Source organism: Gimesia maris (genome assembly GCF_008298035.1).
In the GTDB taxonomy this organism is placed as follows: domain Bacteria; phylum Planctomycetota; class Planctomycetia; order Planctomycetales; family Planctomycetaceae; genus Gimesia; species Gimesia maris.
In genome coordinates, this window is sequence record NZ_CP042910.1 from 2,976,247 (window position 1) to 2,995,234 (window position 18,988).

Annotated in this window: 17 protein-coding genes; 9 read left to right on the plus strand and 8 right to left on the minus strand. The window is 49.6% G+C overall.

From position 1 onward, the window contains the following. Window positions 1–31 precede the first annotated feature (31 nt). The 3 genes from GmarT_RS11140 to GmarT_RS11150 form a co-directional block, all read right to left on the minus strand. The gene (locus tag GmarT_RS11140) at window positions 32–916 is read right to left on the minus strand and encodes an HAD family hydrolase (RefSeq protein WP_002649594.1); all 885 of its coding nucleotides are present in this window, start codon (window positions 914–916) and stop codon (window positions 32–34) included. 98 nt (window positions 917–1,014) lie between these two features. After that, window positions 1,015–2,301: a diphosphate--fructose-6-phosphate 1-phosphotransferase gene (locus tag GmarT_RS11145; protein ID WP_230682337.1), complete on the minus strand. Its 1,287-nt coding sequence runs from the start codon at window positions 2,299–2,301 to the stop codon at window positions 1,015–1,017. A gap of 444 nt (window positions 2,302–2,745) precedes the next feature. Next, a complete protein-coding gene (locus GmarT_RS11150) occupies window positions 2,746–3,963 on the minus strand; it encodes a hypothetical protein (RefSeq protein ID WP_002647970.1) in 1,218 nt (405 codons plus the stop codon). A gap of 172 nt (window positions 3,964–4,135) precedes the next feature. Here GmarT_RS11150 and GmarT_RS11155 point away from each other — a divergent pair, with 172 nt between their 5' ends. From GmarT_RS11155 to GmarT_RS11180, 6 genes are all read left to right on the plus strand, one after another. After that, the gene (locus GmarT_RS11155; RefSeq protein ID WP_002647968.1) at window positions 4,136–6,151 is read left to right on the plus strand and encodes an Hsp70 family protein; all 2,016 of its coding nucleotides are present in this window, start codon (window positions 4,136–4,138) and stop codon (window positions 6,149–6,151) included. 67 nt (window positions 6,152–6,218) lie between these two features. Further along, window positions 6,219–7,331 (plus strand): o-succinylbenzoate synthase, encoded by a 1,113-nt coding sequence (gene menC / locus GmarT_RS11160; RefSeq protein ID WP_002647967.1) that lies wholly within the window; start codon window positions 6,219–6,221, stop codon window positions 7,329–7,331. A gap of 156 nt (window positions 7,332–7,487) precedes the next feature. Next, window positions 7,488–8,009, plus strand: coding sequence for an RNA polymerase sigma factor (locus GmarT_RS11165; RefSeq protein ID WP_002647966.1), 522 nt, complete (start codon window positions 7,488–7,490; stop codon window positions 8,007–8,009). Between the two features lie 27 nt (window positions 8,010–8,036). Continuing rightward, a complete protein-coding gene (locus GmarT_RS11170) occupies window positions 8,037–8,789 on the plus strand; it encodes a hypothetical protein (protein WP_002647965.1) in 753 nt (250 codons plus the stop codon). A 79-nt stretch (window positions 8,790–8,868) separates the two neighbouring features. After that, window positions 8,869–9,948, plus strand: a complete 1,080-nt coding sequence (locus GmarT_RS11175) for a lactonase family protein (protein ID WP_002647964.1) — start codon at window positions 8,869–8,871, stop codon at window positions 9,946–9,948. A 189-nt stretch (window positions 9,949–10,137) separates the two neighbouring features. After that, window positions 10,138–10,539, plus strand: a complete 402-nt coding sequence (locus GmarT_RS11180; protein WP_002647963.1) for a hypothetical protein — start codon at window positions 10,138–10,140, stop codon at window positions 10,537–10,539. An 18-nt stretch (window positions 10,540–10,557) separates the two neighbouring features. Here the strand turns inward: GmarT_RS11180 and GmarT_RS11185 are convergent, their stop codons facing one another. Beyond that, window positions 10,558–10,890, minus strand: a complete 333-nt coding sequence (locus GmarT_RS11185; RefSeq protein WP_044239195.1) for a TfoX/Sxy family protein — start codon at window positions 10,888–10,890, stop codon at window positions 10,558–10,560. A gap of 139 nt (window positions 10,891–11,029) precedes the next feature. Here GmarT_RS11185 and GmarT_RS11190 point away from each other — a divergent pair, with 139 nt between their 5' ends. Further along, entirely contained in the window at window positions 11,030–11,944 is a 915-nt protein-coding gene (locus GmarT_RS11190; RefSeq protein ID WP_002647961.1) for a cytochrome c, read from the plus strand. An 18-nt stretch (window positions 11,945–11,962) separates the two neighbouring features. Here the strand turns inward: GmarT_RS11190 and GmarT_RS11195 are convergent, their stop codons facing one another. Then, a complete protein-coding gene (locus GmarT_RS11195; RefSeq protein ID WP_002647960.1) occupies window positions 11,963–13,621 on the minus strand; it encodes a transglutaminase-like domain-containing protein in 1,659 nt (552 codons plus the stop codon). A 130-nt stretch (window positions 13,622–13,751) separates the two neighbouring features. Between GmarT_RS11195 and GmarT_RS11200 the strand changes: the two genes are divergently transcribed. Further along, window positions 13,752–14,891: a dienelactone hydrolase family protein gene (locus GmarT_RS11200; protein WP_044239193.1), complete on the plus strand. Its 1,140-nt coding sequence runs from the start codon at window positions 13,752–13,754 to the stop codon at window positions 14,889–14,891. A 23-nt stretch (window positions 14,892–14,914) separates the two neighbouring features. Next, window positions 14,915–15,406: a phosphohistidine phosphatase SixA gene (gene sixA, locus GmarT_RS11205; protein WP_002647958.1), complete on the plus strand. Its 492-nt coding sequence runs from the start codon at window positions 14,915–14,917 to the stop codon at window positions 15,404–15,406. A 53-nt stretch (window positions 15,407–15,459) separates the two neighbouring features. Here the strand turns inward: sixA and GmarT_RS11210 are convergent, their stop codons facing one another. The 3 genes from GmarT_RS11210 to GmarT_RS11220 form a co-directional block, all read right to left on the minus strand. Continuing rightward, on the minus strand, window positions 15,460–16,131 hold the full coding sequence (locus GmarT_RS11210) for an HAD family hydrolase (RefSeq protein WP_002647957.1): 672 nt from the start codon (window positions 16,129–16,131) through the stop codon (window positions 15,460–15,462). Window positions 16,132–16,312: 181 nt separating this feature from the next. Then, window positions 16,313–17,674, minus strand: a complete 1,362-nt coding sequence (locus tag GmarT_RS11215) for a (Fe-S)-binding protein (protein ID WP_002647956.1) — start codon at window positions 17,672–17,674, stop codon at window positions 16,313–16,315. A gap of 56 nt (window positions 17,675–17,730) precedes the next feature. Further along, the gene (locus GmarT_RS11220) at window positions 17,731–18,981 is read right to left on the minus strand and encodes an FAD-binding oxidoreductase (protein ID WP_002647955.1); all 1,251 of its coding nucleotides are present in this window, start codon (window positions 18,979–18,981) and stop codon (window positions 17,731–17,733) included. Window positions 18,982–18,988: the final 7 nt, after the last annotated feature.

Genomic DNA, 18,988 nt, shown 5'->3' on the forward strand with positions numbered 1-18,988 from the left:
GCTGTTTCCAAAGAAAACGACCAGAGACCTGTTATCGTTTCCAGGGAGGCAGCTCGGGAAGATAACTGTCGAATTCCGAGATGATTTTCTGCTGGTATTCCCCGGCAAATTCGCCATTAAGGAACTTGTCACAGGCTTCGCCGATGAATCGTTCCCAGCTGGCTTCTTCTGCGCCGGGGTTAATCGGATAGAATAAAGCGCCGACCGCTTCTGCTGCTTTCATGTCTCCGGGAGCGTCTCCGATCATCAGAACTTTGTCTGAGTCGTATCCGCAGGCTTTGGCCTGTCCCAGCGTTTCTTTTTTACTGCCGGCTTCCTGGCCACAGATCGCATCCACGTACTGAGCGATATCGTGCTCTTCCCATTCTTTGTTGAGTGCTTCATTGGGAGTTGCCGAGCAGACGATCATGTCGGCTACCGGATCCAGTTTGATCAGGCTCTCTCTGACGTTGGGATAGGGAGGCACATCATGAACCATATCGGCAATCATTTCATTGACAGCCAGCGACCACTTCAGTGCCAGTGCCAGATCCGGGTCATTCGTTTTTTCCACTTCGGCAGCCAACGTCGGATTGCCCAGCTTGGTTTCCCGGTCAATCCAGTCACGAACTCCCTGCAACTTCGGAATCTTTACATTACGAGAGATGACTTCCGGTCGCTCTTCCAGCAGGTCCAGTGCTAATGTGTAAGAGATAAACCGGTTGGCACCGCGCCATTTGGAATACAGGTTCGTGAACTCAGCTGCTTCACGGGCATATTTTGAAATGGGCTGCAAACCAAAGTAGTTGATGAAGTTGGGAATGAAACACTCTTTGTGTTTAATTTCCATCGAATCAAAAGCGCAACCATCTGAGTCAATGCCAATCAAAAACTCATTTTTTTTCTCAAAGTTGGAGTCCAACGGATTATCCGACACAATCTTCTCCCCAATGTTTATTTTAAAGTCTGATACAGTGATTCAATACAGTTGACCGCCGGGCAGACGGTCAAAGTTCAAGCAGACGGATATTCGATTTATCTGTCAGCCTGAGGTACATATTTCGGCAATTTCTGATCCGAGAACAGAGGCTGTAACTGAGCCAGCCGCATCCGCCCATTAATCATTGGAATACTGGGCCAGTCGTTGCCAACCAGTGGTTTACAGTACTTGACGAAATCATCGGTCACGTCCATTCCGTCGGCGGTAATCCAGTTTTTGGGGAAGGTGCGTTCGCTGTTTGCCACTTCCGGTAAGGGGACTTTGTCATAACGGACGTTGTAGCCGGGGCCTTCTGCCCGCAGGATTGTGGACATATAGCCTGACTCGCCGGCGGCAGCCAGTAAAGCGGCTTTCTGCCCTGCTCCATAGGCTTCGTCCAGGTCGACGGTGGATGCGTAGGCGATATTGTGACGCTGGTCTGTGCCTGGAATATTGGCCCGGGCGGCGCCTTTGACGGCCAGTCCACGTTGATTTAATTCATTTACGAGTAATTGCGCGACGGTCAGCTGGCTGGAGCTGAACTGGGTATGCCCAAAGGAATCTTTGGTTTCGCCGATGTCTCCCAGTGAGAGACCTTCGCTGACAACCACGATCAGACGACCATCTTTTTTGAGCTGGTCATTGACCTGGGCATGAATCTGCTCAATGCTGACCGGGTTCTCTGCAAGATAAATCTGCATGGGGATTTTCCGTTGCGGATCAGCCAGACGGGCCGCGGCGGGAATGAAGCCGATTTTGCGTCCCATGGCCTGTAGAACCAGAACCGGATCAGCGGGGCAACTTCCCCGGTTTTCTTCGTTGGCCATCTGGACCATACTCATCCAGTAACGGGCTGTACTGCCATAACCGGGAGTGTGGTCGATCAGTTTGAACTCGCTGTCTCCTACATCGTTGTCGATGGTTTTGGGGACGCCGATTCCGACGATGTCGACGCCGCGTTCGGTTGCCATCTGCGCGACTTTATTCGCGGTATCCATCGAGTCATTTCCGCCAATGTAGCAGAAATAGCCGATGTTATGCGCCTTGAAGACTTCGACGATCCGGTCAAAGTCTTCATTCTGATGTTCTTTCAGCTTGTAGCGACAGGTTCCTACAGAACCAGCGGCAGGTGTCACTCTTAAAAGGGCAATTTCTTCTGGAGACTGACCACTTAAATTGAGCAGTTCTTCTTTGAGAACCCCTTCAATTCCATGCCAGCCAGCATAGATTGTGCCGATTTCCGGGAGATCCCGGGCTGTTTCGACCAACCCTCTCAGGCTGTTGTTAATGACTGGTGAAGGTCCACCAGACTGTGCCACAATCATATTCTTAGGACTTGCCACGTTTTCTCCTCACTCTGTTGTTGTCTATTTGAGATGCTTTGTGACCCACCTGGGTACAGAACATATCCCTCTGTTACTTTGGGGCCCTTGTCTCTCTGTAATGAACCAGATCTGATCCCAGAACCGAGACCGGTATGTATGAATCAATTCGGGCGAGTACGAATGCTTCCCACAAGGTCCAGGGCGATTATTAGAAGGCTATTGTTGATTAAAGTGCTTTTAATTAACAGTTTATCGTTAATGTTATCATTGCCTGAGTCGGCAGGAAATAGCCTATGTTCAGTGTGGGCAATTATGTTTTACAGACTCACAAAGACTTGTATCAACTCACTTAGTCGGGATATTACCCGATTTTGTGCTCTAATTCAAAGTATCGCCGTGCTGCCAATACAGAAAGTTCCGGGAAAGTTTGGCCATGAAAGTTAAATAAATACCGGGGAACGCCTATTTCTGGGGAGTCAATGTGATTTTGACCCCCTGCATTTTATAGTCCAGCTTAAAAGAGCTGAATAATGCGTCAAAAAACTCATCGGCTTCCGCATCGACAACCGCGACGTCGATGAGTTGCAGGAGGTTGATGTCTGCTTCCACCAGTTCCTGTTTGTCATATTCAAACTCAATACCCGACTGTTCCAGTTTCTGCATGATTGCCAGAACCGGAACCTTCTTCACCCTTAGTGTGAACTTCCTTCTGTTAAGCGGGACTGTCTTCCCCCCGCCAGCTCGAACTGGATGCACAGTCTTTTTGGGATTCAAAAGTTGCTCGATCTGTTCATGGACGTCCATTGCAGCCTGAACGGAAAGAAGTTTGCCGGAACTGGTTAATACTAAATCCGGAAACTGTTCCTTTATCTGTGCGGTGACCGAATCGATTGATTTTCCTGGCAAGGGATACGTTCGTTTGATCAGAACTTTGTCCGGAACCGCTGCGAGCCGAATACCAGTTGCCTCCCCTGCCCACTCATAAGTCAGATCGAACTGAATCAGGATCAGGGAAAGCGATTCAGTAGCGTTCACAGAGACCAGAGAAAAGTTCGACCACAGATCGTGGGGAACCAGTTGTTCATTGTCGATCTTGATCTGGTAGGAATTGGTGATGTTCTGCAGGATTTCAGCAGGCTTGTCCAGATCCTGAAAGTGAAATGTATGATTTCTTGAAAGCTGAATGACCCGTGATTTGAGTGTGTTCTGTGAGTCAGCCAACTCGTGAAGGGCATCAGATTTCAGCTGCAATAGTGTTTTGAGCTTTGATACTTCCGCATCCGGGCCAATAAAAATATTACTGCCAACAATAATGCACCTGGCTTGTATCAGATCTGCGATTTGAGCCAGCCCCTGTTCCAGTGTCTGATTCTGAAGATCAATTTTCAATTTACGGGAAGGGTCAATTCGTCGATCCAGGATGATCGAGATATTCTGTGTCTCTCTGATTCTCTGGAGGATGGCCCGGATTCCCACGTTGGACCAGGATGCGGAGAATGGTTGTGTCAGAGCCTGTCGGAAATTTCGTTCAGTGAGATAACGGGGGATTTCCCGATTGAGTAAAACGGGGGGTTCCCCTGATCCCTGATTGGCGTATCCCCTCTGATTCTCTGTGTTTCTGAACAAAAACAGCATCAGGAAGATAATCAGCCAGATTTTAGGGAGTATCAGCTTGCTCACAGATCGATTCTTTTCCGCTGGTCGGAATTTTTACAGTAAAGGCCGGGTGAAAAACCGGAATCATGTGCTGGAGTGTGACCGGGTTCCATGATACCATATCAGTACGGGCCTTTCCTGTCATATTTTATCTATCCGAGATGTGATAGTCTAATGTAAAGAGAGTCAGTACTTTATGCAGAAAATACAGGCAGTTGGAATCGATTTAGGAACTACTTATTCCTGTATTGCGCATCTGAATGAGCATGGGGAGCCGGTAACGATTCCCAACCAGGAAGGAGAACTGTCCACACCCTCTGTTGCCATGTTTGATGGCGCGGAGGTCATTGTCGGCACGGAAGCATTACGGCATGCGATCGTGAACCCTCGAAATGTGGTTCAACATGCCAAACGTTTTCTGGGTAAACCGAATTTCCGCTGGGAAATCGATGGCCGCTATTTCACACCACGTGATATCTCTGCTTTTATATTAAAAAAACTGCTATCTGCTGCTGAAGAACGCATCGGGCCTATCGAGTCAGCCGTTATTACGGTGCCCGCGCAATTCAGTGATCTGCAGCGCCAGGAAACGATTGCTGCTGGAAAACAGGCAGGGCTGAAACAGGTTGATCTGATTAATGAACCAGTGGCGGCTGCGTTATGCTATGTGCTGGGAGCAGAAGGGATGTGGTTTGCCGAACTGGCTGAAGAGCAGCGCATTCTCGTTTACGATCTGGGGGGCGGTACCTTTGATCTTTCGCTGGTCAAATATCAGAAAGATGAAGTGAATGTCCTTGCCAGTGGCGGGGATTTAAAGCTGGGGGGGATTGACTGGAACAGTAAATTGCAGGCCACGATCGCAGAACAGTTTTTCGGCGAGTTTGGTGTCAATCCTGCGAATGATCCGGAAAGCCTGCAGTATCTGGCAAATGAAGTGGAACAGGCCAAACGCAGTCTGACTGTCCGTCCTAAAACAACCATGGCCTGTCAGGTGGGGTCGCAACGCAAAACGTATCAGATCACGCAATCACAATTCGAGCAGCTCACTAAAGGACTTGTTGAACAGACCACCAGCATTACCAGAGCATTACTCAAAGACAACGGCATGGGCTGGGCTCATGTAGATGTCGTACTGACAACCGGTGGCTCCTCCCGGATGCCTATGATTCGTGATGCTTTGAAGCAGGCAAGTGGAACGACGAGGAATCTGTCGCTGCCTCCTGATCAGTCTATTGCGCATGGGGCCGCCTATTATTCCGGTATGCTCTTGAGCAATCGTGAATATGCCGAATCCATTCTGACATCCGAAGCAGCCAGTCGTCTGGCAAAAATGAAGCAACATAGTGTGAATGCTCGTTCGCTGGGGTTTCTGGTACGAGATCAGTCCGGGCAGCAACGCATTCCTCACTATATTCTTCCTGCGAATACCAAGCTACCCGCATCGGTCAAGCATACCTACGGAACCGTTTCCCCCAATCAGAGGCGTGTGCATCTGAAGTTAATTGAAAGTGGTGCCTCTCAGGATGAACCCTTTGTGATTCTGGGGAACTGTGTGGTCGAGGGGCTCCCCGCCGATTTACCCGTGGACTCAAAAATTGAAGTCTTAATTGAATACGACGCCGAAGCGCGGGTGCATGTTTCCGCCAGAGACTGTACGAGTGGAAAAGAAGCGGAAATAGAAATTACCCGCGAACAGAACCTGGTGCAGCAGGCTCCCGAGGGAGCGAAACAGGAATCACCGGCATCTCCACCTTCAGCGGTGGATTCGGAGCCTTTGTTACTGGACGATATTCTGGATCAGGCCGAGTCCGTCAGTCAACCGCAGCAGAAGAGGCCAGTTCCAGAGTCACAGCCTGTTTCTCCCCGTCCGAAGCCGGCTACCAGAGGTCTGGACAGCTCTGAGCGTCCGGTTGCACTCTGCAATCAGTGTGGTGAACCACAATTGGGTCCCCCTGCAGCCGATTGTCCCACACCGGATAAGCATGCCAAAGGGGCACTGTCATCACGACAGCCGCGTCCTCAGAAAAAACAGAGAAAGCAGCAGCCGCCTCAGCGCGGTGCGCAGAATTCACAGTCTACCCGTAAACAGAAAGCGGGAACGCGACGATCTGCTGCAAATCCACCAGCGGGAAAGAATCAAACGCAGTCAAAGTCAGCCAGTCAAATTGATGCTGCAGAGGATGAATTCTGGGATCTGCTGGAAGATGCCTGATACCGGTCTTGTTTCCCTCGGCAATGATTCCAGAACTCAATCAACAACTTAGGATGTAAGAGCTCAGATGAAAATTGAACGGATTGAATTGTATCATGTGGCAATGCCCCTGATTTATCCCTGGCGAACCGCTTATGGCGAAGATGCGGCCATCCATTCTGTTCTGTGCCGCATGATCAGTGGATCTGTGGAAGGCTGGGGAGAAAGTACCCCGCTGGCAGCTCCCTGCTATAGTCCGGAATGGGCCGGCGGCGTATTTCATACCGTATCGGAATGGCTGGCACCAGCTGTGATTGGTCAGGATTATGAAAGTGGAGACGCCCTGCAGCAAACACTCTCACTCTATAAAGGCAATCCCTTTGCCAAAGCGGCCCTGGATAATGCCTGGTGGAGTCTGCACAGCCGGATTTCAGGAATTCCTCTGCATACGGCTCTGGGCGCGACACGTGACGAAGTTCCCGTCGGTGCTGATTTCGGGGTCATGGATCATCTGGATGATTTGATAGAAGCCGTTGGGACCGCGGTGGCAGAAAAATTTCCTCGCATCAAACTCAAATTTCGACCGGGTTGGGATGTTCCGATGCTACAGGCGGTGCGATCTGCGTTTCCGGACGACATATTTCACATTGACTGTAACAGCGGCTATCGACTGAGTGATGTTGCCCTGTTCCAGGCCATTGATGAATTTCAGCTGGCGATGATTGAGCAGCCACTGCAGCATGACGATCTCACAGATCACCGTGAACTGCAAAAGATGATTCAGACACCGGTCTGTCTGGATGAAAGTATTACACATCCGTATCGCGCACAGCAGGCGGTCGATCTAAAAAGTTGTCAGTATGTGAATGTCAAGCCGGGACGCGTCGGTGGATTAACGAACGCCGTCAAAATTCATGATCTTTGTCAGCAGGCAGGCATTCCCTGCTGGGTGGGGGGGATGCTGGAAAGTGCCACTGGTGCCTCTCATTGTGCCGCCCTGGCCATGCTGGACAACTTCACCTATCCCGCTGATATTTTCCCCAGTGAAAAGTATTACCGTGAAGATCTGGCTGAGGTTCCTCTCTCGTTGTCAGTGACGAATGCGGGAGTACCGGGAGTCAAAGCGTTTTCAGAATTACCTGATCCGGACAGTGGGAGATTACAGGCACTGACAATACAGAAAAAAATCATCAGTTCCTGAGGTGAATATGGCGGCTGGTTTATTGTCAAATGTTCATTGTGTGGGTTTGGTCTTGAGATAAAATGCAGCCGAAAATCAGGAAAACTTTCAATAAAAGGACCTTATTGGGGAATAACCTGTGGTGTTTCAGTATCTTTCTACTTAGAGAGTCAGGTTATGTCATTATCGAATCATAACAATTCAGATGAACTGACAAGACTGGTTGATGAACATTATCAACTGCTGTTTCGTTATGCGTACCGATTGTCTGGTGATAACGCTGATGCTGAAGATCTCACACAACAGACCTATTTGATCGCCCAGAAAAAATTGTCGCAGTTACGTGATCCGAAGCTGGCCCGCTCCTGGCTTTGCACGATTTTGAGAAATCTGTTCCTGAAAAAAGTAACACACAAAAAAGGCGCCGTTTCGTTGAGTCTGACATTTGATCTGGCTTCTGAAGAAACGATAACGCCGGAACTGACATCGCAAGAGTTACAGAAAGCCCTGGATGAACTGACCGAGGAATTTCGAGTTCCTTTATTGATGTATTATTTTGAAGAGCGGTCTTACAAAGAAATCTCTTCAGTATTATCAATTCCGGTGGGGACCGTGATGAGCCGTTTGTCGAGAGCAAAGTCATTTTTACAGGAACGTTTTTCAGAACCACTACGAGATGTCACTGCGATTCACTCATAATTATTTCATCGGAAACTTGGTTTCATTATGAACACGTCAGAACCATCCAGGTCATCAGGTTTTCCTGAATCAGAAAATACTGATTCAGGTCATTACGCTGCTGATCCGGTTTTTGACGCACAACTGAACCGGACTCTATTTGATGTCAATGTCCCGGATGGGCTGCGCGAGACATTACTGAAGTCGCTTTCTGACCATGAGTCTGTTGATCCTGTCAGTAATTCGCCGATGGACGCTCCCCGTAAACGGTTTCGACATAATCCGAATATTCTGGCAGGGCTCTCTGCCTGCCTGGTTTTCGCGGCGATTCTGACGTACTTCTGGGCTGCCCGGGGACCGGTTATTGAGTTAGCCCGGTTTGGACCGGAACTGAATCTGGACAGTCGTCTGTTACCAGAATTCGATCAGCATTTCCCCGCGCGCCTGCCAGAACAGGGAGGCTGGAATTCCCGGGGGCATTTGACAATCTATAATAAAACCTATGGTGTTGTCGCAGGAACTGCAGGCATACAAGATGCTGCTGCTCGATTTTTTCGGCTCCGCACTGGAAATAACCGGTCTGTTTTTGGTGCCTTACTGCAGATTCCCGCCTCTCAGGTCTCTCCCCTGCCAGCACAAACCTCTTTCGATCCGGGGCAGGTTGAATATTCCCAGTTAGACAAAGGGAATTACGCAACTGTGAGATGGATTGAAAATGATCAGGTTTATGTGTGTATTGTCTTTGGCGGTGCGCGGGAACTGGAAGCCTTAGGTCGCGCCCTGCAATCCGCTTCTGCTTGAAATCAGACCCCTGACCGGCTCTACTGATAGAGAGTTGTCGATACTGATCTGATGCAAACATTTTCTACAAGGGGCTGTCATGCGCGTTTTACTTCAGTGCTGTCTGATGATGATGGGGGTCTGTATGTTTTCTGATGTTCCCTGTGAAGCGGGAAGTTATGCCTATATCTCTCTGGGGGGAGAGAAAAAAATTGCCATCTATCAGTTGAATGAAGAGACGGGGGCTCTGACTCATCTGGAAGACGTTTCCCTGGAGGGGGCACCCGGTTGTCTGGAAGTTGACCCACAAAAGAAATATCTGTTTGCCTCCGTCCGGAGCGCATCGAAGTTCATGAGTTTCTCGATAGACCCACAAACCGGAAAACTGAAACTCATTTCCAGTATCCCGGCAGGAGGCAACGCCGCCTACATCGCGACTGATAAATCAGGCGGATATCTGTTTTCGGCGTATTACGGTGAAGGGAAAGTGGCCGTCCATCGCCTGGGGAAACAGGGAGAGATACTGGAAGAGATTCTGCAGACCATTCCGACTGCGAAAAATGCACATGCGATATTACCCGATCAGAATAATCAGTTTGTGTTTGTTCCTCATACCGGTCCGAATGTGATTTATCAGTTTCTCTGGGACGAAAAACAGGGAGTCTTGAAAGCGAACACTCCCCCCAGGCTCTCAGCGGCAGCGGGTCTGGAGCCACGCCATCTGGCAGTATCTCAAGACAATCGCTTCCTCTACTTTGATAATGAAAAAGGAAGTTCAGTCACTGCATATAAACTGAATCCAGAGACGGGGATTCTGTCAGCCTTTCAGACGGTTTCGACGTTACCCGATGAGTTTAAGGGTAATAATACCTGTGCCGATATCGAACTCTCTCCGTCGGGCGATTATTTATATGCCTCGAATCGAGGGCATAACAGTATCGCCTGTTTCGCCGTCGATCAGCAGACAGGTCGGTTGAAGTCCATCGGTCAGGCTGCTACGGAAGATACTCCGCGCTCTTTTAATATCGATCCGACGGGGCGATTCCTGTATGCGGCGGGACAGAAAAATGGCAAACTGGCTGCGTACAAAATCTCGCCTGAAGACGGAACTCTGGAACGATTTGCGACATATGAAGTGGGTAAATCTCCTTCGTGGGTAGAGATTGTAAAGTTTCCCTGATCCGCAAAATTGCCTCTAAAGCACAGACTGTACTCAGGTTTTAAGGGAAATCGTTCAGTGCAAATACAGGGTGAGTCGATGAATTCCAGTGGATGGGCTCATTTGTGGGGTTCGTCTCTGCGCAGGTTTTTTGTCACTGCGTTTAGTTTACATCGACTTTTTCTGTTCCCGTGAAGAGAGAGGCTCATCATGCGCTTTTCTATATTCTCTTTGATTCTGTCTCAACTCTTCTTTGCCGCCGCCTATGGTCAGGAACAGCCACCGCTTCAGATCAGCTCTGATCACAGCTCAACCGGCTCCCCGCAGAGTAACATCAATATCACAAAAATTCCGTGGAATGCTGCTACCGGACCGGCGTATCAGCGAATGTCTGTCAGTCAGAAACTGATTCAGCAAAGAGCGTTTCTACAGGCACAACAGCGAATGCAGCGAATCAGTGCCCGCAAAGCGATGGGGATATCACCGGGCAGACCGACTATTTATGTGAATGTCACTCCGCTGCCAACCTATTCTCAAATCATGCAGCAGTCAGCGTGGTATAACTACAATCCGTATCAATTCAATGGCTACTGGTACGGACCCGAATATTGAGATCTGCTCGACCTTAATTCAATCTTTGGCGGGAAGTGACTGTGCAAACTTGACCGCCTGATGGATCCAGTATTTGAGATCTTCTGCACTTTCATACCCCGCCTGCTCTACATAGATCATGCTTTTGAGCGGCTTGCCTGTGAAATCCATTTCGTGCGTGTCAGGTTCTTCCAGCGCTTTACGGGCATTTTTCTCTCCCAGTCTCAGCATCAGTCTTTCGCGTATTACACCACAACACATATTGCCGTGTAACATAAAGCAGATTCCGCCAAACATTTTTCGTTCTGAAAAGCCTTTGCGGCGTTTCAGCAGCAGGCGAACTCTTTGTGCCAGATCTTCATCGTACGCCATTTGATTCTCCAAACTGGATTTTTTTCTCAGCGACTTTCTTTTTACCAGAAAACTGAACAAACTGAGAGTAGTTGCTACTCTAAAATAGGGTTGAAAGTGTATCAGTTTCTGCTGAAAGTATAAAAGTGAGAGGATCGAAATGGTATTGATTCGATTACTGGTCCTGGTCTGTCTGGTGGGAACCGGGATTTTGATTGAAACGTTGGCTGCTCAGAATGAGCAAACGAATTCCAAAACGGTAACGCACGCGGCCCAGTTTCATTCTCTGAGTATTCCCGGACTGGATAATGTCTTTCAGATCGACAGGCAGTTTTATTCGGGTAGTGGACCACATGGGGAACAGAGTTTTCAGGAACTCAAAAAACTGGGCATTAAAACGATCGTCAGTGTGGATGGTACGACGCCCGATCTGGTACACGCGAGAAAAGCAGGGATGAAATATATTCATATCCCGATCGGGTATGATGGTGTTTCCGAGGACGCTGGCCTGGCTTTTGCGCGAGTGGCGCGGGATTTGAATGGACCGGTTTATATTCACTGTCATCATGGCAAACATCGTGGTCCGACGGCAGCAGCAGTAGTCGGGCTGTGCCGAGGCAGCCTGGATCAGAATAGTGCTCTGCAGTTTCTGACACAGGCGGGGACAAGTAAGGATTACTCCGGGCTCTGGAATGATGTGAAAACTTTCAAGGTCCCTGAAGCCAATGCGATCCTGCCTGAACTGGTTGAAACAGCCAAAGTTCCTCCCATGGTGACTGCAATGACGCTGATCAGCCACAATTTTGAATTGGCGGGCAAGTTACAGCAGAGTAAACCCGGGGATCAAAAGGAAAGGCTGCGGGTTTTAGTGCTGCTGCGCGAAGAGTTACACGAAACTGCACGCAAATACTCTGATGATTATGATGAGATGTTCAAACAGTGGCTGGCAGAATCAGAAGCGCAGGTAAAAGAACTGGAGGCGGCTGTTCAACAGGGAAATCAGCAGGCGTTTTCAACCGGTATGAAAAACCTGAAGTCGCAGTGCAAACGTTGTCATAAAGCCTATCGGGACTGAAATTTCTTTTAAGTTCGTTCAATCGGTTTCTTTCCAGATGAGCTCTACTCGCAGACCTTTTGTTGGTCCTGCAGGTTCCGTCGCCAGCTTCATTTCAAAATCATTATTGCCATTCTGGACATGTGCCAGAGCGCGGGGGGCAAACTGGAAACGTAATTCCGCTGCTGCCTGGTCGATCAGTGCTGCCGGGTCTGTCTGGTGCGGACTTTCCAGCCTGATAAAGCAGTGATAGACGGCCGTGGATTGTTTCCGAATCCATTCATTGAGCGAGAGACGCAAGCGGTTCTTTTTGATCTCTCCCTGCAGTGGTCTCCAGGACTTCTGGTCATTCGAAATGGAAATGCGTGGATGAATCTCTGAAGAATTTAATGCGAGATCGATGTGCCCTGACAGTAAGACGTAAGGCCAGCTTAACTGCCATTGTCGCTGATTGCCTGCAGTCTGTTTGAGATCATGCAGGTCCCGAACCGTTCGTTTGAGAATGCCCTCTCCTGCTAAGGGAGGTTCTGGAGAGTGGGATTTGTTTTTTTGATGGACCCGTTCCGGGTTGGAGTAGCGGAACTCGACGTAGTCTAAAGGTTCGAGTACCGGTAAAACGCTGGTGTCTCTGATTTGTGGTTGCCTCTCATTCACCCGGTTGTCTGCAGTGGAAGTATACAGTTTCGCAATCAGTTCAGATGGGCTTCCCAGCGGGTCCCTGGGGGTTTGGGTGATGATCTGAGGCTGTTCTGCCAGTTCTTCGACCCCCGCGATCTTTCCCTGCCGATTCCGATAAAAGACCTGGTGATCCGGGTCGAACATATGCCATTGACCATCGTAGAAGGTTTCCGCGACGACGTGTCCTGAGAGGCCCCAGACGCGACTCTGCAAACCTGCTTTTCTGGCGAGGACCATGAAGTTGGTCGCACAGTCATCACAAAAACCATAACCATACACATTCAGGAATTTGACGGGATCATGGAGTTCGTCCCCCTGCTCTGCCGGATCGTAGTGGTAGCGCCAGTCGACGAGGAACCTCCAGATGGCGATCGATTTCTCTTCCGCGTTCATACCGGGTTTGAGAATGCTGGCCAGCATTGCTGACTGACTGGAAAGATCAGGCGCTCCTTTGCATTTCCAGGCCGGTGTAATCGTGGTTTTTGAGTCGAGGTTCTGCCAGATCATTTTGAGGGGATGAGATTCTCTATCGAGATCCACGGGAACAGTAATTTCCGAATTTGATTCCGTCAAAACGAATGAGGCTGTTTTTTGCAGATAGGATTCGGTACTGACCAGTTCATATTTTCTTCCATTCGTTCTGGGGTCAGTGGAGTCACTGGTGGAGAAATAGAGAGTCCCGGGAGTCCAATGGCTATAGTGGCCTCGGCCCTGCTCTCTGATTCGTCTGTGAAGGGCGTGGGGGAATGGAAGTGGTTTTCCATTTTCCAGAAGTTCACATCGGGATTTTGCATCTTTGTCAGCAGGTCTCTGGATTTTCAGGCGCGCACTGTAGGCGGCACCCTGTTCATGCGTGATGTTGGCTGGCTGGATCAGTTCTGTGATCACTTCTGACTTGTGTCCTGATTGAGTCTGGGGCTGGATGATGCCCTGCTCGGCTTGCAGTTGTACAGGCAGGAAAACTGCGACATAAAAGAGCAATCGATAATTCAAACTCGCCGTCAGTTTTAATATCTTCATAACGATACCAGTTCAGAGGTTTGGAAAATTAAGACAAGAAAATCAGTAGAAAAAGCGATTAAGTTGTTGAGAATCATAGCAGGGCTGGGTGATAATGCACCCTCATTATTATTTAATATCAGGTAGGTCTATGCGAATTAAATCCACGTTATTATGGCTCTGTCTTATCATGGTGGCAGGTCCTGTCGGCACGGCTCAGGCAGAAGACGGTGTCACCCGAAAACGGTCAGAGCCAGCGAGCATCAACTCATCCTGGGATGATCTGCTTGACGGCATTGATACTCCGGAAGATTGGATTGAGCATAAAAAGGTGCTCAAAAAACGCTATCTAAACCTGATCCGAGACCAGTTCAAACCTGATAAACCAGACCTGCAAATTCAGTTTCATGATACGGTGATCGTGGATGGTGTCTATCGCCGACAATTGATCAGTTATCAGGTCGAAGATGATGAACGGGCGCATGCTTACCTGGGAGTCCCTTTGTTCTTGCGGGGACCGGCTCCTGCGGTCGTTGCTTTGCATGGAACTTATAAACAGGGAAAATCGCGGGCAGCCGGTCTGATTGAGAATCCCGATAAAGCCTACCTGGATCATTTATGTCGGCGAGGATACGTGGTGATTGCTCCCGACCATTTTGTTGCCGGTCACCGCATTCCCAAAGCAGGTCCTTACGATACCGAGGCATTTTACAAAAAACATCCCGAGTGGACTGCTGTGGGCAAATTTACCTACGAGCACTCGATTGCCATCGATGTGCTGCAGACAATGAAAGAAGTAGTGCCCGATAAAATTGGGGTGCTGGGACATTCTCTGGGCGGGCATGGATCGATGTTTCTCGCAGCCTATGATGATCGTGTCCAGGCCGCCGCTGGTAACTGCAGTGCCTCTTTTTTCCGCCAGAACTCAAAAGTGGAAGCCTGGTCCCGCGATCACTGGTATATCTACTTTAAACACATCCGCCCTGACCTGTTGAAAGGGGAACTGCCTCCGATTGACTTTCATGAAATCATGGCTCTGATCGCGCCGCGGGCTTTTCTGGACCTGTCCGGACTGAATGATGGAGATCCCCTGACTCAACGCCAGCGAGTGCTGATGTTACTCAAAGTCATGGATGTGTACGAACTGGAAAAGGCACCGCAGAACTTCGCATTTTTTGTACACGGAAAAGGTCATTCTGTCGCGCATGAATCACGCGAGTTGATGTATGGCTGGATGGATTCGCATCTGAAGCCATCCGCGGCAACAAAAACAAAACTGGTAACACCCTGAAATAAGATGGAAAGCGGAATTAGATGGAGCTGATTATTATCAGGCATGGAAAAGCGGAGCATGCCGGCGTTGTACCTGGAGGAGATTCTGCCAGACCTTTGACCGAACATGGCAGTTATCAGTTTCGCAAGGTGGCGCAATGGATGGTCGAGCATCAGAGTTGCCCTGACTTGATTCTGCACAGCCCGCTGGTAAGAACCACTCAAACCGCACGGATCCTGCAGGAAGTAGCGGAGTTGGATGACGACTTCTGTCATCCTCAGAACTGGCTTGGTTTCGGTTTGAATCTGGAGGAACTGCTCTCGTTCGTCAGTAAGACTGCTTATGAACGTGTCGCAGTCGTCGCACACATGCCTGATGTGGCACGTTGTACTTCGGAACTGATCGGTGGTGGCTACATCACATTCAAACCTGGCAACGCCGCGTGTATTCAGTTTGATTCAGTGATCACACCAGGCCAGGGAAGTTTGAAATGGCATCTGAGTGCACCTCTATTTAATCTTCACTCGTTTTGAATCGCTATCCTCTGATCGCGGCATAGAGAACGCTGCTTTTTGAGCAAAGCAGATTATGAATGTTGAGGCGAGAACAGGTCGAGCACACGCGCATCGGTCAGGCTGTCAGCAATGAACCGAGCCGAACTGAAGTCGCCATAATTACTGTATTCGTGTGGAATCGAAACCACATATGCCCCTGCTCCGACTCCCGATTTCGTACCTGTCTCACTGTCTTCCAGGACCAGCATCCGTTCGGGGGTGACACTCATTTTTTCAGCAGCAGTCAGATAGATTTCCGGATGAGGCTTGCCGTGGGTGACGTCTTCCGCAGTCAAACTGATGGGAAAACGATGTGTCAGGTCAAACTGGACGAGCAGAGTCTCGAGGTAAGGCCGTGGAGATGAAGTTGCGACACACTTGGGGATATCCAACTCTTCCAGGTAGTCCAGCAGCTCAAACAACCCTTTCATGGGTTTCAGGTGTTCCTGCAATAGCGAACGAAAAATTTCCTGGCTTTCGAGCCAGAGTTCGTGAGGATCTTCCGGCTTCTCCAGATGGCTGGAGAGATGTTCAAATCCTTCCAGAGCCCGACGTCCCATCATGCCCCGCAGGATATCGGGGGTCATCGTTTTGCCACGACGCTGCAGGAGTGCATCACCAGAAAGAAAAAACACGTGTTCGGTATTAAACATTAAACCATCCAGATCAAAGGCGACGGCCTGGATGGGGAGATGATCTGACATGAGTAAACTCTTTATCGTAAAACAGTAACTGGTTAAGCGACTCTGTGGTGTAGATTAGTCGTTCTGCCCAGCGGGTTCAATCGAACGGTACAGACTGTATTCCGTTTTCCTGGAGCGGCTCCAGGACGATTGGTGCCGGGGATCAACGCTAAAGAGGCGCTATGATGAACTCTGATGCGATCTAAAATGATGGTTTCTGCCCGCGATAGCTGAGATCGAGCAGTTCCATGGGATGCGCCACCCAGAGTGGTTGCTGAGACTGGCGGAGTTTGGAATCGATCTGCAGTGTGCAGCCTACATTACCGCTGATGACGATTTCTGCTCCGGTTTTCAGAATATTGTTCAGTTTGCGTTTGCCCAACTGGTCCGCCATTTCCGGCTGTGTCAGGTTATAGCTGCCTGCGGCCCCGCAGCAGATTGTCGATTCGTTGAGGGGAATCAGGTCAAGTGCGGGAATCAATTCCAGCAGCTTGCGGGGCTGATTTTGAACTTTCTGAGCGTGGACCAGATGGCAGGCATCATGGTAAGTCGCGCGAAAGGGAATTTCTCCCTGGGGGGCAATCGGACCCAGTTCAAACAGAAACTCGGAGACATCCTTGAACTTTGATGCCAGCCGTTTCAACTGCTCTCTGTGTTCTTCAGAAACTCCCTCGATTTCCTCTGCGATATGGCCATAATCTTTCAGCATGGCACCACAGCCGGCGACATTGACGATGATGGCATCGATATCGTCCAGGTCGAATGCGGAGAGGTTCTGTAACGCAAATTCCATTGCAGCCTGGTCGGCACCGCTATGATAATGGATGGCGCCGCAGCAAGCCTGGGTCTGGGGAATCACGACTTCGCAACCATTGGCCTGCAGGACTCGAACGGTGGCCCGATTCACATGGCTGTACATCGCTTCTGAGACACAGCCAGTAAAAAATGCAACCCGGGCGCGTTGCGTACCCTGGGCTGGCAGAACTTCCGGCAGATCGGGTTCCGCCGGCTTGAGGCGTGGCAGCAGATCATTCATGCGCTTCAGTTTGTCCGGCAGCAGGCTGGTCAGTTTCAAGGCATTCATCAGTTTGTCGATTCGCAGAGCCTGCATGATCCGTGCCGGCACTAATGTCATCCGAATTCGACCGGGGTAAGGAAACAGGCGGTAAAGGATCCAGCGGTGGAACCAGTCCTGTTGTGCCCCTTTGCCCTGGCGGGCATCCATTTTCTGAATATCGACGCGGAAGGGTTCAATCAGGCGGCCATATTGGACTCCGGAAGGACATGCGGTTTCACAACTACGACAGTCCAGGCACAGATCCAGATGTCCGCGCACGGCGTCAGATAGTTCAACCCGCTGGTCTACCACGGCTCGCATCAGGTAAATGCGTCCACGCGGGCTGTCGTTTTCATTCCCCGTTTCCAGATAAGTGGGACAGGCTGCGGTACACAGACCACAGTGAATACAGTCCAGAAATTTCTCGTAAGGGATTTCAGAACCGGGGATTTCTGTGGAATCTTTTGAGACATCAACGGATTGAGAGAAAGAACTGCCAGGTTTCATATGTTAACTCGTATGCGAGATTCTATTAGTCAAAGGAGATTGCGTAGGGCACGATTCTAATTTTGGACCAGCTCATTAAACCGTTGTGAATTCAGCAGGTGTTCAGGGTCTAACGCATTTTTAAACTGTTTCATCAGATCCCAGCCTGCGGGAGGCGAACAGAAAAGAGGCAGTGAGTCAGACCAGTCAGACTCACACTGATAGATGTTCAAATAACCTGTTTTCGAGTCAATGGTTGTTTTCAACTGATTAAATATCTGTTGAACATCATCCAGGGAACTGGCAGAGTCGGGTAAATGTCCGAATACAATTCCATCAGCGGCGTGTGCCTGTACTGCAATATTCAGCTGAGAAGCCATTTCCACAAATTTCATCATCTGTGAAGGGAGCAGGATCGCTTTGAGTGTCACCGGGTCATCTGAAGATGTCTGATATTCGGTAAATGCATTGTAAAGCCGTGTGGCTTCCTCGGTCTCCACAGATTGGACGCTCAGTGGAGAGTACTGCTTCCATTCAGAGGCAATTTGATTGGTCTGCCAGCGAACTTCATTTTCAGGCCCTTCGAAACAGACACACAAAGTATGATGATCCGCTGGCAGTTCCAGGCGGGCTTCTGCTGCAATTTGTCTGGCTGCTTTGGCATTACAATATTCCACAGCGATCGGACGTGTCCCCGAGGTCACAACTGCTTCCAGTGCCTGATCAACTGTCTGACAGGAATCGAACTGAAACCAGACCATGGACATCGTCTGTGGTTTTGGTCTCAGGTTGAGCGATACCTGGCTGATCACGGCCAGGGTACCCAGTGATCCGACCAGCATTTTTCCCAGATCGTATCCAGCGACGTTTTTCACTACACGACCACCCGACTTGAACAGGTTTCCCTGACCGTCAATCGCAGACATTCCGATAACATAATCGCGAATCGTTCCAAAGGAAAACCGTTTCGGACCACTGGTATTTGTGGCAATCACTCCACCTATTGTCGCCCGGTTGGATTGCGGGATATCGAGGGGAAGTCGCTGTCCTTCCGCCGAAACCATCTTATTCAATTCGTCGATGCGCATCCCTGCTTCGACAGTGATCGTTAAGTCTTTGACAGGATAATCTACCACCCGATTGAGTTGTGAGGTACAGAGTTGTATACCAGTCTGGCTGGCGGGACAGCAGACAGCCAGCGATGTTCGTCCACCGACAGGAAACAACTGCCTGTGATTTGCAGCAGCATTTTCTGTCATGAAGCGGCTTAATTCCGTTTGGGAAGCGGGAACAAATTCTTCCTGCGAACCAGATTGGAGCGGGGACATAGTTCTA